Genomic DNA, 13,747 nt, shown 5'->3' with positions numbered 1-13,747 from the left:
GACAGCACCGGAACGGACGCCATTGTCGCGCCGCAACATGGAAAAGACGAGCTAAACTTCCTAAACCAACATTAGCGGAGCTTAATTCGATGCGCATCGATCATGCCCAGCTGCGCGCCCTGGCCGCGGTGATCCGCGAAGGCAGCTTCGACCGCGCCGCACAGTCGTTGAATGTCACGCCCTCGGCCATCTCGCAGCGGGTCAAGGCACTGGAGGACCGGATCGGCCGCCTGCTGGTCAAGCGCGGCACCCCGGCCACCGCCACCGCCGAAGGGCAGCTGCTGGTGCAGCTGGCCGAGCAGACCGCCCTGCTCGAACACGATGCGCTGCACCGGATGGGCCTGGCCGATGAGGACCTGCCCCAGGCCAGCATCCCGGTGGCGGTGAACCACGACAGCCTGGAAACCTGGTTTCCGCAGGCCGCCTACCAGTTCGCGCAGACCACCGGCACCACCCTGGACCTGCGCGTGGAAGACCAGGACCACACCGTGGAGCTGCTGCGCCAGGGCACGGTGCTGGGCGCGGTCACCACCCTGGATGAGCCGGTGCAGGGCTGCCAGATCCACGCGCTGGGCAGCATCCGCTACGCGGCGACCTGTACCCCCGAGTTCCGCGAGCGCCACTTCGCCAAGGGCGTGACCGCGCAGGCGCTGGCACAGGCGCCGGTATTGGTGTTCAACCGCAAGGACGAAATGCAGTCGCGCTTCGCCCGGCGCATGGCCGGCGACGACCTGCCCAGCACCGCACCGACCTGGTGGATCCCCTCCACCCGGGCCTTCGTGCAGGCCAACCTCGGCGGACTGGGCTGGACCATGAACCCCCTGCCGCTGGTCAAGCGCCACCTGGACGCCGGGCGACTGGTCTACGTACGGCAGCGCGCGTGGGAAGACGTACCGCTGTACTGGCAGCACTGGAAGGGCGACGTGCAGACCATGGCCTTGCTGACCCGTGCGGTACTGGACGCGTCCTCGGCGCTGATCCGGCGCAAGCGCTGACGCCCAGCGGGAAAAAGGGGACGGAGGGGATTAAGTCGTCTTTGCCCCGGATGTCGTTTGGGTCTTAAACGACTTAATCCCCTCCGTCCCCTTTTTTGCTCCATCGGATCTCCACGTAAGCTCCACACTAGGTCCATGCGTGATGCGGATACTGGTCGGCCGATCACTGCAAGGATGCCCTGCATGCCTGTATTCGTCCGCGACGCCCGCCCCGAAGATGCCGCCGCCTGCATCGACCTGCGCGGGCGCACCCGCGAGAACGCCTTCAGTGCGGCCCAGCTGGCAGAACTGGGCATCACCGAGGACAGCTGGGCAGCCGGCATCGCCCAGGGCGATTCGATCGGCCGCGTCGCCTGGGACGGCGAGCGCATGGCCGGTTACTGCTTCGCCGATCGTGACAGCGGCGAGGTGCTGGTGCTTGCCCTGCTGCCGGACTACGAGGGCCGCGGCATCGGCCGCCAGCTGCTGCAGGACGTGGTCAGCCTGACCCGCGATGCCGGCCACCAGCGGCTGTTCCTGGCCTGCTCGGCCGACCCGCGTTCGCGCTCGCATGGCTTCTACCGCCGCCTGGGCTGGCGCCCGACCGGCGAGCTCGATGAGGCCGGCGACGAGATCCTTGAGCTGGTCCCCACCGTCGCCAGGCGCCGCCTGCCGCCCACGTGACAGCGTCGCGAAACGTCGGATGCTGCGTTGCATCAAAAAACGACCGGATCCGGTTAGAATCGCGAATGGATGCTGCAAGGCGTTGTTTCTTCACGCCCTTTCCCTGCCCCACGCGCATCCTGACCCCTTCCCCTCCGCCAACGATCCCGCCCCCATGAAGAAATTTGGCAAGGCCCTGCTCGCCCTGCTCGTGCTGCTGTTGCTGGCCGCCGCGCTGTTCCTGTACTGGCCACTGACCCAGCGCTCCGTGCCCGCCGCCAGCAACGACAAGCCCGTCGATGTTGTGCTGGTCGGCGCCGGCATCATGAGCATCACCCTGGCCACCTACCTGCAGGAACTGCAGCCGGACTGGAACATCCAGGTCTACGAACGCCTCGACGGCGTCGCCGGTGAAAGCTCCGATGGCTGGAACAACGCCGGCACCGGCCACTCGGCGTTCGCCGAACTGAACTACACCCCGGAACTGCCCGACGGCAGCATCGAGACCAAGCGCGCGGTCGGCATCGCCGAATCGTTCGAGGTCTCGCGCCAGTTCTGGTCGCACCAGGTGAAGGAAGGCCGGCTGAGCCAGCCCAGCGACTTCATCAACCCGACCCCGCACATGAGCTTCGTCTGGGGCGATGACAACATCGCCTACCTGCACAAGCGCCAGCAGGCCCTGGTGAAGAACCCGCTGTTCTACGGCATGCAGTACTCCGAGGATCCGGCGCAGATCAAGCAGTGGGCCCCGCTGCTGATGGAAGGCCGTGACCCGAAGCAGAAGGTTGCCGCGACCTGGATGCCGCTCGGTACCGACGTCAACTTCGGTGTGATCACCCGCCAGCTGACCGCCGGCCTGCAGCGCAGCCCGAACTTCAGCCTGCACCTGAACCATGAAGTGACCGCCCTGCGGCAGAACGCCGACAAGAGCTGGAACGTCACGGTGAAGGATCTCAAGGCCGGCACCGAAACCACCACTCACACCCGCTTCGTGTTCATCGGTGCCGGCGGCGCCGCGCTGAAGCTGCTGCAGATGTCGGGCATTCCGGAATCGAAGGACTACGCAGGCTTCCCGGTCGGTGGCCAGTTCCTCGCCTTCCAGGGCCAGGACGTGACCTCGCGCCATGGCGTAAAGGCCTACGGCATGGCCGAAACCGGTTCGCCGCCGATGTCGGTGCCGCACCTGGATGCACGCAAGCTGGACGGCAAGCCGGTGGTCCTGTTCGGGCCGTTCGCGCTGTACAGCACCAAGTTCCTCAAGCACGGCTCGTGGTGGGACCTGTATTCCTCGGTGACCCACAACAACGTTGGCCCGATGCTGGAAGTGGGCAAGGACAACCTGGACCTGGTGCAGTACCTGATGGGCCAGGCGCGCCTGAACGATGCCGACCGCCAGGCCGAACTGGTCAAGTACTTCCCCAATGCCAAGCCGGGTGACTGGAAGCTGGTCACCGCCGGCCAGCGCGTGCAGATCATCAAGCGCGATCCGCTGAAGGGCCCGGTGCTGCAGTTCGGTACCGAGATCGTGACCGACAAGGACCACACCATCGCCGCACTGCTCGGCGCGTCGCCGGGCGCGTCGACCTCGCCGCCGATCATGCTGGACCTGATGGCCAAGGCCTTCCCGGACCAGATGAAGGCCGGTTGGGAAACCCGCCTGCGCGAGATCGTGCCGTCGTATGGGCGCAAGCTCAACGACAGCCCGGCGCTGGTGAACGAGATCCGTACGCTGACCAGCCAGACCCTGCACCTGCCGTACCTGGAGGTGCCGGTGGATGCGAACGCGGCGGTGCCGGCTCCGGCCGCTGCGGCTCCGGCTCCGGCGAAGGAAAAGCGCAATGCCAATGAGGAACTGCAGGCGCTGTAAGCCCGCGCGTTCCTTCGATGCAGACGGACGGCCACCTTCGGGTGGCCGTTTGTTTTTGTGCGAGGTGGGTCGGATCCCTCCCGCACGGGCGGGCTCTGACCTGCGATTGGGCGTCGATGATGGGGTCAGAGCCCATTGCCTGCAGCAACGGGATCCGACCCCAGCCCGCCACCGCTCTGCGCCGGGAAGCCCCTGCGCAGTGACGCGAATTGTAATGTTGTTAAGAATTATTTACATTTGCACCCTACGCAGTGATCGCGCCGCTCCAGATGGACCTGACCGTGCCCGAAGCCGCCGCCCCGGGTGCTGGACGACTGTTGCCGCCCTTCCCCCGTTTCCAAGCCTCGAGCCCACCATGCCCCTGCCTGTCCGTAACCGCCTGCCCCGCCGCGCGCTGCTGCCGGCTGCCCTGCTTTCGTCGCTGACCCTGCTGGCCACGCCCGCCGCGTTCGCCGCCACCGATGCCGCCGGCGATGCCAAGACCCTGGACCGGGTCAGCGTCCGGGCCGAGCAGTCCGCTCCGCCGGCCAGCACCACGCGCCTGCCGATCACCCTGCAGGAAACCCCGCAGTCGGCCACCGCGATCAGCCTGCAGCGCCTGCAGGACGAATCACTGTTCAGCATCAACGATGTGATGCGCAACGTGACCGGCGTCAGCGTGTCCTTCTATGACACGCAGCGCCCGCTGTACTACGCGCGCGGCTTCGCCATCACCGACTTCCAGGTCGACGGCATTCCCACCTACAGCGGCTCCACCAACCAGGAATACGACACCGCCTTCTACGACCGCATCGAAGTGATCCGCGGTGCCAACGGCCTGCTCAGCGGCGCCGGCGTGCCGTCGGCCACGGTCAACCTGCTGCGCAAGCGCCCCGGCAAGGAATTCGACGCGTCGTTCGCGGTCAGTGCCGGCAGCTGGGACTACCGCCGCATGGAAGCCGACGTCACCGCGCCGCTGACCGATGACGGCCGTTTCCGCAGCCGTGTGGTCGCCGCTTACACCGATCGTGGCCTGTATTACGACCGTTACGACGAGAACAAGATGGCCGGCATGGCGGTGCTGGAAGGCGATGTCACCGACAGCACCACCCTCACCCTCGGCTACCAGACCCAGGACAACAACCCGACCGGTTCGACCTGGGGCACCGTGCCGTTCTTCGACAGCCAGGGCAATTTCGCCCATCTGCCGCGCTCGACCAACCTGTCGCCGAAGTGGAGCTACTGGAAGCGCGAGAGCAACACCGCCTTCGCCAACCTGGAACAGCGTTTCGGCGACAACTGGCTGCTGAAGATCAACACCGCCTACACCCGTGGCAACGTGCAGAACGTGCGGCTGTACGGCACCGGGGAGCCGGACCCGGTGACCGGCTCGGGCATCTTCCTGCGTGCGGCCGCCGGTGATTCGAAAGACACCCGCCGCAATGTCGATGCTTACCTGACCGGCAACTTCCCGCTGTTCGGCCGCGACCACGACCTCACGGTCGGTGCCCAGTGGTCGGATCTGGAAGGGACCACGAACACCGTGGCGCTGAACTTCCCGAGCGACTGGGCAACGTGTGTCAGCGCCACGGGTGCACGCGAGCGCTGCTACTACATCCCCAACGTATACAGCTGGAACGGCGATATCTCCGAGGTGACCTACCGCCGCACCGGCGCGCGCCGCGTGGCCAAGACCACGCAGAGTGGCGTCTATCTGGCCACCCGCCTGCACCTGGCCGATCCGCTGTCGCTGATCGCCGGTGCACGCCTGAGCCGGTGGGAAACCCTCACCCGCTCCTACAACGCCGCCGGCGCCTATACCGGCACCAGCGGTGCGTACAAGGTGAGTGATGAAGTCACTCCGTACGTGGGCCTGGTCTACGAGATCACCCCGAACGTGTCGGCCTATGCCAGCTACACCGAGATCTTCAATCCGCAGAACTACAAGGACCGCAACGAGAACCTGCTGGCGCCGGTGCAGGGCTCGAACCTGGAAGCGGGCATCAAGACGCAGTGGTTCGATGGCCGCCTGACCGCAAATGCCGCTGTGTTCGAGGCCAAGCAGGACAACTACGCGGTGCGTGACATGGGCGTGCCGGAGGGTTCGCTCAGCGACGGCAGCTCGGCCTACATCGGCGTCAACGGTACCAAGGCGCGTGGCTGGGAGATGGATATCAACGGCGAAATCCTGCCGGGCTGGACGGTCAATGCCGGCTACACCCACGTCAAGGTCACCCGCGCCGCCACCGACCTGCTGTACGCCAACCCGCCCAAGGACCTGCTGCAGCTCAACACGCAACTGCAGCTGCGCGGTGCGCTGGAACGCCTGAGCATCGGCGGTGGCCTGCAGTGGCAGAGCAAGGTGCAGGGCTACAACATCGCCTACCCGCTGGGCGGCACGGTGACCGTGAACCAGCCGGCGTACATGCTGGTGCAACTCAATGCCAACTACCGCATCAGCGACAGCTGGACTGCAACGCTGAGCGTGCGCAACGCGCTGGACAAGACTTACTGGGCCAACCTGGACTACAACAACTACGGCGAGCCGCGCTTCGTGTCGGCCAGCCTGCGCTGGAAGTTCTGAGCCACCTGCGAACCGGTGTGTGCCTGGTGGGTGCCGACCGTTGGTCGGCACGCCCTCCGCCACGACCCACCGTCGCGGCCTACCTGAATGAGCCCGCCTCCGCGCGGGCCCTTCTTTTTTGCTGCAATGCAGGTTGTACCCACTTCGTAATTATGCCGTAATTATCCCAACACCCGTCGGAAGCCGGTCAATGAACCCGAGCTGGGATACGTTGGAACGCAGTCGCCAGGCCCGCCTGGAACGTGCCGCGCCGTGGGCCCGGGGACGCGAGGTCGCCAGCAGCGACGTCGGCGAGTTGCTGCACGCAGTGCTGGAGCCAGGCGACAAGGTCTGCCTGGAGGGCAACAACCAGAAGCAGGCAGATTTCCTCGCCCAGGCGCTGGCCGACCTCGACCCCGCCCGCGTGCATGATCTGCACATGGTGCAGTCGGTCCTCTCACTGCCCTCGCACCTGGACGTATTCGAGCGTGGCATCGCCTCGAAACTGGATTTCTCGTTCTCCGGCCCGCAATCGGTGCGACTGGCCAACCTGGTGGCCGAAGGGCGCATCCAGATCGGTGCCATCCACACCTACCTGGAACTGTTCGGCCGCTACTTCATCGACCTTACGCCGCGCGTAGCGCTGGTCGCCGCGCAGGCCGCCGACCGCCACGGCAACCTCTATACCGGGCCGAATACCGAAGACACGCCGGTGATCGTCGAAGCCACCGCCTTCGGTGGCGGCATCGTCATCGCCCAGGTCAACGAGATCGTCGACAGCCTCCCCCGCGTCGATGTTCCTGCGGACTGGGTCAACTTCGTGGTGCAGGCGCCGCAGCCGAACCATATCGAGCCGCTGTTCACCCGCGACCCTGCGCAGATCTCCGAGATCCAGGTGCTGATGGCAATGATGGCCATCAAGGGCATCTACGCCGAGTACGGCGTGAATCGTTTGAATCACGGCATCGGCTTCGATACCGCCGCCATCGAACTGCTGCTCCCCACCTACGCAGAATCGCTCGGGCTGAAGGGAAAGATCTGCCAGCACTGGGCGTTGAACCCACACCCGGCACTGATTCCGGCGATCGAATCGGGCTTCGTCAGATCGGTGCATTCGTTCGGTTCGGAACTGGGCATGGAGAAATACATTGCCGCGCGGGGCGACGTGTTTTTCACCGGCGCCGACGGCTCGATGCGTTCCAACCGCGCGTTCTCGCAGACCGCAGGCCTGTATGCCTGCGACATGTTCATCGGTTCCACCCTGCAGATCGACCTGCAGGGCAACAGCTCCACTGCCACCCGCGACCGCATCGCCGGCTTTGGCGGCGCACCGAACATGGGCTCGGACGCGCGCGGCCGCCGCCATGCCAGCGAGGCCTGGATCAAGGCCGGCCAGCAGGCCGCACGCCCGGGCGAGATGCCACGCGGGCGCAAACTGGTGGTGCAGATGGTGGAAACCTTCCGCGAGCACATGGCCCCGGCATTCGTTGACCGCCTCGACGCCTGGGAACTGGCCGAACGCGCGAACATGCCGCTGCCGCCGGTGATGATCTACGGCGACGACGTCAGCCATGTGCTGACCGAGGAAGGCATCGCCAACCTGCTGCTGTGCCGCACCCCCGAGGAGCGCGAACAGGCGATCCGTGGCGTGGCCGGCTATACCGCCGTGGGCATCGGGCGCGACCGCGCGATGGTGGAGAACCTGCGCGACCGCGGCGTGATCCGCCGTCCCGGTGACCTCGGCATCTCCGTGCGCGATGCCAGCCGTGACCTGCTGGCGGCGCGTTCGGTGAAGGACCTGGTGCGCTGGTCCGGCGGTCTGTACGACCCGCCCAAGCGCTTCCGCAACTGGTAAGGGGCTGAGCATGGAAACCCTCGACTATCGATTCGAAGGCCGCACCGACGTGCCGTTCGCGCGCGATGCGGTGCTGGTGGGCGTGCTGGCGTCAGGCAACCTGGAAATCCTGCTGGAACCGGCGGCGCAGCAGGGCGCGATGACGGTGCGCGTCATCACCGCCGCGCAGGGCTTCGGCAGCATCTGGCAGGCGGTGATCAACGACTTCGCACAGCGTCATCCGCTGCGCGATGTGCGCGTCTCGATCAACGACGCCGGTGCGACCCCGGCCGTGGTCAGCCTGCGCCTGGACCAGGCCGTGGAAACCCTGCTGGCCGGAGGCGCGCCATGAACCACGTACAGCGCCACAGCTATTACGAAGCCGATGCGCGCGAGCGCATCGCCGGGCTGGTCGACGCCGGCTCGTTCCACGAGTTCCTCGGCCCGGCGCGACGGATGATGAGTCCGCACCTGGCCCAGCTCGACCAGCCGGCCGCGTTCGACGATGGCATCGTCGTCGGCGAGGCCAGGCTGCAGGGCAAACACGTGCTGCTGGCCGCACAACAGGGTGAATTCATGGGCGGCGGCGTGGGCGAAGTGCATGGCGCCAAGCTGACCGGGCTGCTGCGCCGTGCGGCGTACACCCGCCCTGACGGCGTGCTGCTGCTGCTCGATACCGGCGGCGTGCGGCTGCACGAAGCCAATGCGGGCCTGATTGCGATCTCCGAGATCATGCGCGCCACCCTGGACGCGCGTGCAGCGGGCGTGCCGGTGATCGCGCTGATCGGCAGCGGCAACGGCGCCTTCGGTGGCATGGGCATCGTTGCCCGCTGCTGCAACACGGTCATCATGTCCGAGGAAGGCCGGCTGTCGCTGTCCGGGCCAGAGGTGATCGAAACCGTACGCGGCGTGGAAGAGTTCGATTCCCGCGACCGCGCACTGGTCTGGCGCGTAACGGGAGGCAAGCACCGCTACCTGATCGACCAGGCACAGGTGCTGGTGCCCGATGCCATCGAGGCGTTCGCGCAAGCGGCATTCAATGCGCTGCGGCCGGATACCAGCAGTACCGATCCGGATACTGCACTGGCCGCGCTGCAGCAACGCCATCTGGCATTGAAGACGCGCGTGCAGGCGTGGAGCGATTGCCGCGATGGCCTGGAAATCTGGGCGCGGCTGGGCATTGCCCACCCCGAACGCCTGCCACTGCTCGACACCGATGAATTCCTCACCGCCACCGGCGACCGGAGCCTGCCATGAGCATGCCGTTGCAGACACTGCTCGATGCCCTGTTTCCGCATGGGCATGCCATTGCGGTGAGCGATTCGGTGCTGACCGGCAGCGCCACCACCGACAACGGCGATGTGACTGTGATCGGCACCGCCAACAAGCTCGAGGTGGGCGTGGACCACGCACTGGCACTGGCCGAAACGGTGCTGGCCAGCACCGCCGCGCATCCGCAGCAACCGATCGTGATGCTGGTCGACACCGCCGGCCAGCGCCTGGCACGCCGCGACGAACTGCTCGGCATCAACGGCTGTTTCGCGCACCTGGCGCAGACGCTGGATCTCGCGCGTCGACGTGGCGCGCGACTGGTCACGCTGGTCTACGGTGAATCCGTCAGTGGTGGCTTCCTCTCGTTCGGGCTGATGGCCGACCACATCCATGCCCTGCCGGATGCGCAGGTGCGGGTGATGGACCTGCGCGCGATGGCCCGGGTGACCAAGCAGCCGCTGGATAAACTGCAGGCGCTGAGCCAGACCTCACCGGTGTTCGCACCGGGCGTGGAGAACTACGTGGCGATGGGTGCGGTGGAATCGTTGTGGGAGGGCGATCTTGCGCAGCACCTTCTGCAGGCCCTGCGCACGCCCGCCCATGGCGACCGCCGCGCAGTGCGCGGAGCCGAACGTGGCGGGCGCATGCTTGCCGCACGCGTGGCTGAAGCCGTGAGCCAGGGCGATGCCTGAGCGGCTGCCCCGACATACGCTGGTCTGGCTGTCAGCGCACGCCGGCTGGCAGGCGGACATCGCCGCGCATGAGTCGCGCTTGGCCGACTGGTTTGCACAGGGCCGGCCGGCCATCGTCGCGCGGCGTGCCGCCGACGATGCCGATCCACGCCTGCGTCTCGGCGTGCCGCTGCCGCCCGCCGAGGACAAACTGCGCCTGGCCCTGCGCGTGCCAGCACACGATGTGCTGCGCACCACCCCGCCGCCGGCACTTCAGGCGGTGCTGAAAGGCGACGTTCCACAGGACTGGCGGCGGCCCCTTGAAGTGCTGCAGAACATCGCTGAGGCGCGCGTATTCGGTGCCTTCGCGTGGCAGCACCTTACTGGCCTGCGCTATGTGCACGCGCGCTCGGACGTCGATCTGCTGTGGCCGATCGACACCACCGCGCAGGCCGATGCCCTGGCTGCACGGCTACAGGCATGGGAAGCCGAACACGACCGGCGGGTCGATGGCGAGCTGTGCCTGGGCGGCGACGCCGCCGTGAACTGGCGGGAGTACGCCGGACGCAGCCGCGAGGTACTGGTCAAGCGCCTCGATGGTGCCGCACTGGAACTACGCGATGCGATGTTCGCCTCCGCCGGGGTGAGCGCATGACCGCCGTCCTGCAATCGGCAGTCAGGCCGGCAGCTGCCGTGGACAGCGCGCGCCTGGGGCGCCTCGCCGTCGCCAGCCTGCATGCGGAGCTGGCGCTGGCGCCCAAGCCCGGACTGGTCACGCCATTCGACAGCGGCAGCCATCACGACATGGACGCCGGCACATTCCTGCGCAGCCTGTTCGCGCTGCGCCACTATTTCACCGCCGTGGCCTGCCTCGGTGCAGCCGGGGCGGACTTCGACGCCTTGCGCCGATGTGGCATTGCCGCTGAAATCGCGATGCTGCGCGCAACCGCCGGCGTCAATACCCATCGTGGCGCGGTCTTCAGTCTCGGCCTGCTGGTGGCGGCCGCCGCGGCCTGTCGCTCCCGCCTGGACCATGCCGCCACGGGTGAGCAGGTCTGCCAGGAAGTGCGCCGCTGGTCTGCCCAGCTCGCCAACGCACCTCTGGATGCCAACAGCCCTGGCCAGCGCGCTCGCGCCCGGCATGGCGTGCAGGGGGTGCGTGAACAAGCAGCCTCTGGCTACCCGCTGCTGCGCGAAGTGGCACTGCCTGCCCTGCGCCACGCAGTGGCCAACGGACTGCCGCGCGACGCCGCGATGTGCCAGGCCCTGATGCAGCTGGTCGCATGCGTGGATGACCTCAACCTGCTGCACCGTGGCGGCGCCGACGGCCTGCGCTGGGCACAGCGACAGGCGCATGGTTTCCTCGACGGCGGCGGTGCGTTCGTGCCCGGCTGGCAGGCACGCCTGCACGGCATCGGTGAGCGCTTCGTCGCGCGCCGCCTGAGTCCCGGTGGCAGTGCCGACCTGTTGGCCTGTGCCTGGTTCCTGCTACATCAGGAGGACGCGTGAGCCTTGCCCTGCTCTGCTCCGGCCAAGGTGCGCAGCATGCGGCGATGTTCGACCGCGTGCGCGATCTTCCGGCCGCACGCCATACCCTTGATGTGGCCAGCACGGTACTCGGCCGCGATGTGTTTTCCGCCGCTGCGGCCGACGATCGTTTCGACAATGCGCAGGCGCAACCGCTGCTGTGCGCGGCCACTCTGGCGCAGTGGCAGGGGCTGCGCGACAACGTGCCAACGCCGACGCTGATCGCCGGCTACAGCATCGGCGAGTTGGCCGCGCATGCCATCGCCGGCAGCTTCGATGCGACCACCTGCCTTGCCCTGGCGGCGCAGCGCGCGCAGTTGATGGACGGCGCCAGCCCCACCGATGCAGGCCTGCAGGCGGTACTTGGCCTGGAGCGCCATGTACTGCAGCCACTGTGCGATCTGCACGGTGCGTACGTGGCCATCGCCAATGGGCAGGACCATTTCATCGTGGGCGGCACGCACGCCGCATTGCAGCGGCTGGCCGGTGCCGCACGGGCGCAGGGTGCCGGCATCCGTCCGCTGGCGGTGCACGTGCCTGCCCACACGCCCTTGCTGGCGGCGGCGGTCGCACCGTTCGCTGCCGCACTCCATGCCTCGCCGCTGCGAGCCCCACGCCTGCCGCTGCTGGCCGGCATCGATGCGCGGCCTGTGCGTGATCGTGCCACGGTGGTGCACACGCTGTCGGCGCAGCTGGCGCAGACCATCGAATGGGCGCAGGTGATGTGCCAGGCCTTCGAGCGCGGCGCGCGGGTGTTCCTGCAGCTGGGCCCGGGCAACGCACTGGCGCGCATGGTCGCACCGGCCTATCCGTGCTGCGAAGTGCGGGCGGTGGAAGAGTTCCAGAGCCTGGAAGGCGCCGCGGCGTGGGTCCGCAGTGCGCTGGAGCGGCTGCAGTAACGGGTTCGAGCAGTACGTATCACGCATCACGCAGTACGTCGCCTTACCCCGGGGATGGCGGGTCTCCATCCGCGCTGTACGTGAGTCACGTGTCTGGGAGGGCGCATGAGTCCACAAATCGCAACGATCATCGGTCTGGTGATCATGTTCATCGTCGCCACGGCGATGCCGATCAACATGGGCGCGGTCGCCTTTGCGCTGGCCTTCATCATCGGTGGGCTGTGGGTCGACATGGGCGGCAAGGAGGTTTTGGCCGGCTTTCCCGGCGATCTGTTCCTGACCCTGGTCGGCATCACCTACCTGTTCGCCATCGCGCAGAAGAACGGCACCATCGACCTGCTGGTGCACTGGGCTGTAAAAGCCGTGCGCGGCCATATCGTGGCCATCCCGTGGGTGATGTTCGTGATCACCGCGGTGCTCACCGCGTTCGGTGCGCTGGGCCCGGCGGCGGTCGCGATCATCGGCCCGGTCGCGCTGCGCTTTGCCAAGCAGTACAACATCAACCCACTGATGATGGGCCTGCTGGTCATCCACGGCGCACAGGCGGGCGGCTTCTCGCCGATCAGCGTGTACGGCAGCATCACCAATGGCGTAGTGCAGAAGGCCGGGCTGGAAGTGACCGAGATGGCGGTGTTCCTGACCAGCCTGGGCTTCAACTTCATGATGGCGACGATCTGCTTCTTCGCCTTCGGTGGCATCGCCCTGCTGCGTCGCGGCTCGATCACCGCGGCAGGAACGATCGGCAATGCCGAACTGGCGATGGCCGGTGGCCCGCAGGCGTCGTCGCGCCAGTTCGCGATCGAAGGCCATGGCGCGCTGGTCGCAGCAGGCGGCGGCACGCTCAGCAATGATCCGGCGGCACTGGATGCGGTGGGCCTGACCCGCGAACGGTTGTTCACCCTGATCGGCCTGCTCGGCCTGGGCGTGGCCGCGCTGATCTACAACCTCAACGTCGGCCTGGTCTCGATCACCGTCGCGGTGGCGCTGGCGCTGCTGTCGCCACAAAGCCAGAAGGGCGCGGTCGATGGCATCAGCTGGTCCACCGTGCTGCTGATCTGTGGCGTGGTGACCTACATCGGCGTGCTGGAACATGCCGGCGCGGTGGACTTCATCGGCAATGGCGTGTCCGACATCGGCATTCCGCTGCTCGGCGCGCTGCTGGTCTGCTACGTCGGCGGCATCGTCTCCGCATTCGCCTCGTCGGCCGCAGTGCTGGGCGCCACGATTCCGTTGGCGGTGCCGTTCCTGATGCAGGGTCACCTCAGCGCCGCCGGCGTGATCTGCGCGCTGGCGGTGTCGTCCACCATCGTCGATGTCAGCCCGTTCTCCACCAATGGCGCACTGGTGGTGGCTTCGGCAGCCAAGGAAGAGCGCGAGAGCCTGTTCCGTCGCTTCCTGGTGTACAGCGGTCTGGTGGTGGCGCTGGGGCCGTTGCTGGCCTGGCTGGTGTTCGTGGTGCCGGGCTGGATGTAACCGCCATCGGGTCGTGCCGGCCGCT

The 13,747-nt window shown here is 67.1% G+C and carries 12 protein-coding genes; all 12 read left to right on the top strand.

The window, feature by feature from the left end; all coding sequences use genetic code 11:
* Positions 1 to 89 precede the first annotated feature (89 nt).
* The 12 genes from ACSYHF_RS05530 (at position 90) to ACSYHF_RS05475 (ending at position 13,722) form a co-directional block, all read left to right on the top strand.
* Positions 90 to 995: a LysR family transcriptional regulator ArgP gene (locus ACSYHF_RS05530; protein WP_005415672.1), complete on the top strand. Its 906-nt coding sequence runs from the start codon at positions 90 to 92 to the stop codon at positions 993 to 995.
* A gap of 183 nt (positions 996 to 1,178) precedes the next feature.
* On the top strand, positions 1,179 to 1,658 hold the full coding sequence (locus ACSYHF_RS05525) for an N-acetyltransferase family protein (RefSeq protein ID WP_447576152.1): 480 nt from the start codon (positions 1,179 to 1,181) through the stop codon (positions 1,656 to 1,658).
* A 154-nt stretch (positions 1,659 to 1,812) separates the two neighbouring features.
* Positions 1,813 to 3,504, top strand: a complete 1,692-nt coding sequence (mqo, locus tag ACSYHF_RS05520; protein ID WP_072168682.1) for a malate dehydrogenase (quinone) — start codon at positions 1,813 to 1,815, stop codon at positions 3,502 to 3,504.
* Positions 3,505 to 3,859: 355 nt separating this feature from the next.
* Positions 3,860 to 6,067: a TonB-dependent siderophore receptor gene (locus ACSYHF_RS05515; RefSeq protein WP_235649514.1), complete on the top strand. Its 2,208-nt coding sequence runs from the start codon at positions 3,860 to 3,862 to the stop codon at positions 6,065 to 6,067.
* 190 nt (positions 6,068 to 6,257) lie between these two features.
* Positions 6,258 to 7,901, top strand: a complete 1,644-nt coding sequence (gene mdcA / locus ACSYHF_RS05510; RefSeq protein WP_447576151.1) for a malonate decarboxylase subunit alpha — start codon at positions 6,258 to 6,260, stop codon at positions 7,899 to 7,901.
* A 10-nt stretch (positions 7,902 to 7,911) separates the two neighbouring features.
* A complete protein-coding gene (mdcC, locus tag ACSYHF_RS05505) occupies positions 7,912 to 8,232 on the top strand; it encodes a malonate decarboxylase acyl carrier protein (protein WP_065178127.1) in 321 nt (106 codons plus the stop codon).
* Positions 8,229 to 9,137, top strand: coding sequence for a biotin-independent malonate decarboxylase subunit beta (locus tag ACSYHF_RS05500; protein ID WP_197598459.1), 909 nt, complete (start codon positions 8,229 to 8,231; stop codon positions 9,135 to 9,137). Before mdcC ends, ACSYHF_RS05500 begins: the two co-directional genes overlap by 4 nt.
* 2 nt (positions 9,138 to 9,139) lie before the next feature.
* Positions 9,140 to 9,844, top strand: coding sequence for a biotin-independent malonate decarboxylase subunit gamma (mdcE, locus tag ACSYHF_RS05495; protein WP_447576423.1), 705 nt, complete (start codon positions 9,140 to 9,142; stop codon positions 9,842 to 9,844).
* A complete protein-coding gene (gene mdcG / locus ACSYHF_RS05490) occupies positions 9,837 to 10,478 on the top strand; it encodes a malonate decarboxylase holo-[acyl-carrier-protein] synthase (RefSeq protein WP_134970905.1) in 642 nt (213 codons plus the stop codon). Before mdcE ends, mdcG begins: the two co-directional genes overlap by 8 nt.
* A complete protein-coding gene (gene mdcB / locus ACSYHF_RS05485) occupies positions 10,475 to 11,332 on the top strand; it encodes a triphosphoribosyl-dephospho-CoA synthase MdcB (RefSeq protein ID WP_447576150.1) in 858 nt (285 codons plus the stop codon). The genes mdcG and mdcB overlap by 4 nt, the downstream gene beginning before the upstream one ends.
* A complete protein-coding gene (mdcH, locus tag ACSYHF_RS05480) occupies positions 11,329 to 12,249 on the top strand; it encodes a malonate decarboxylase subunit epsilon (RefSeq protein ID WP_447576149.1) in 921 nt (306 codons plus the stop codon). Before mdcB ends, mdcH begins: the two co-directional genes overlap by 4 nt.
* Positions 12,250 to 12,354: 105 nt before the next feature.
* Positions 12,355 to 13,722, top strand: coding sequence for an SLC13 family permease (locus tag ACSYHF_RS05475; RefSeq protein ID WP_111127869.1), 1,368 nt, complete (start codon positions 12,355 to 12,357; stop codon positions 13,720 to 13,722).
* The last annotated feature ends 25 nt before the right edge of the window (positions 13,723 to 13,747 follow it).

The organism is Stenotrophomonas maltophilia group sp. P373, from assembly GCF_053295075.1.
Note: the sequence above shows the minus strand (reverse complement) of the source record. Positions and strands in the feature narration are given on the sequence as shown.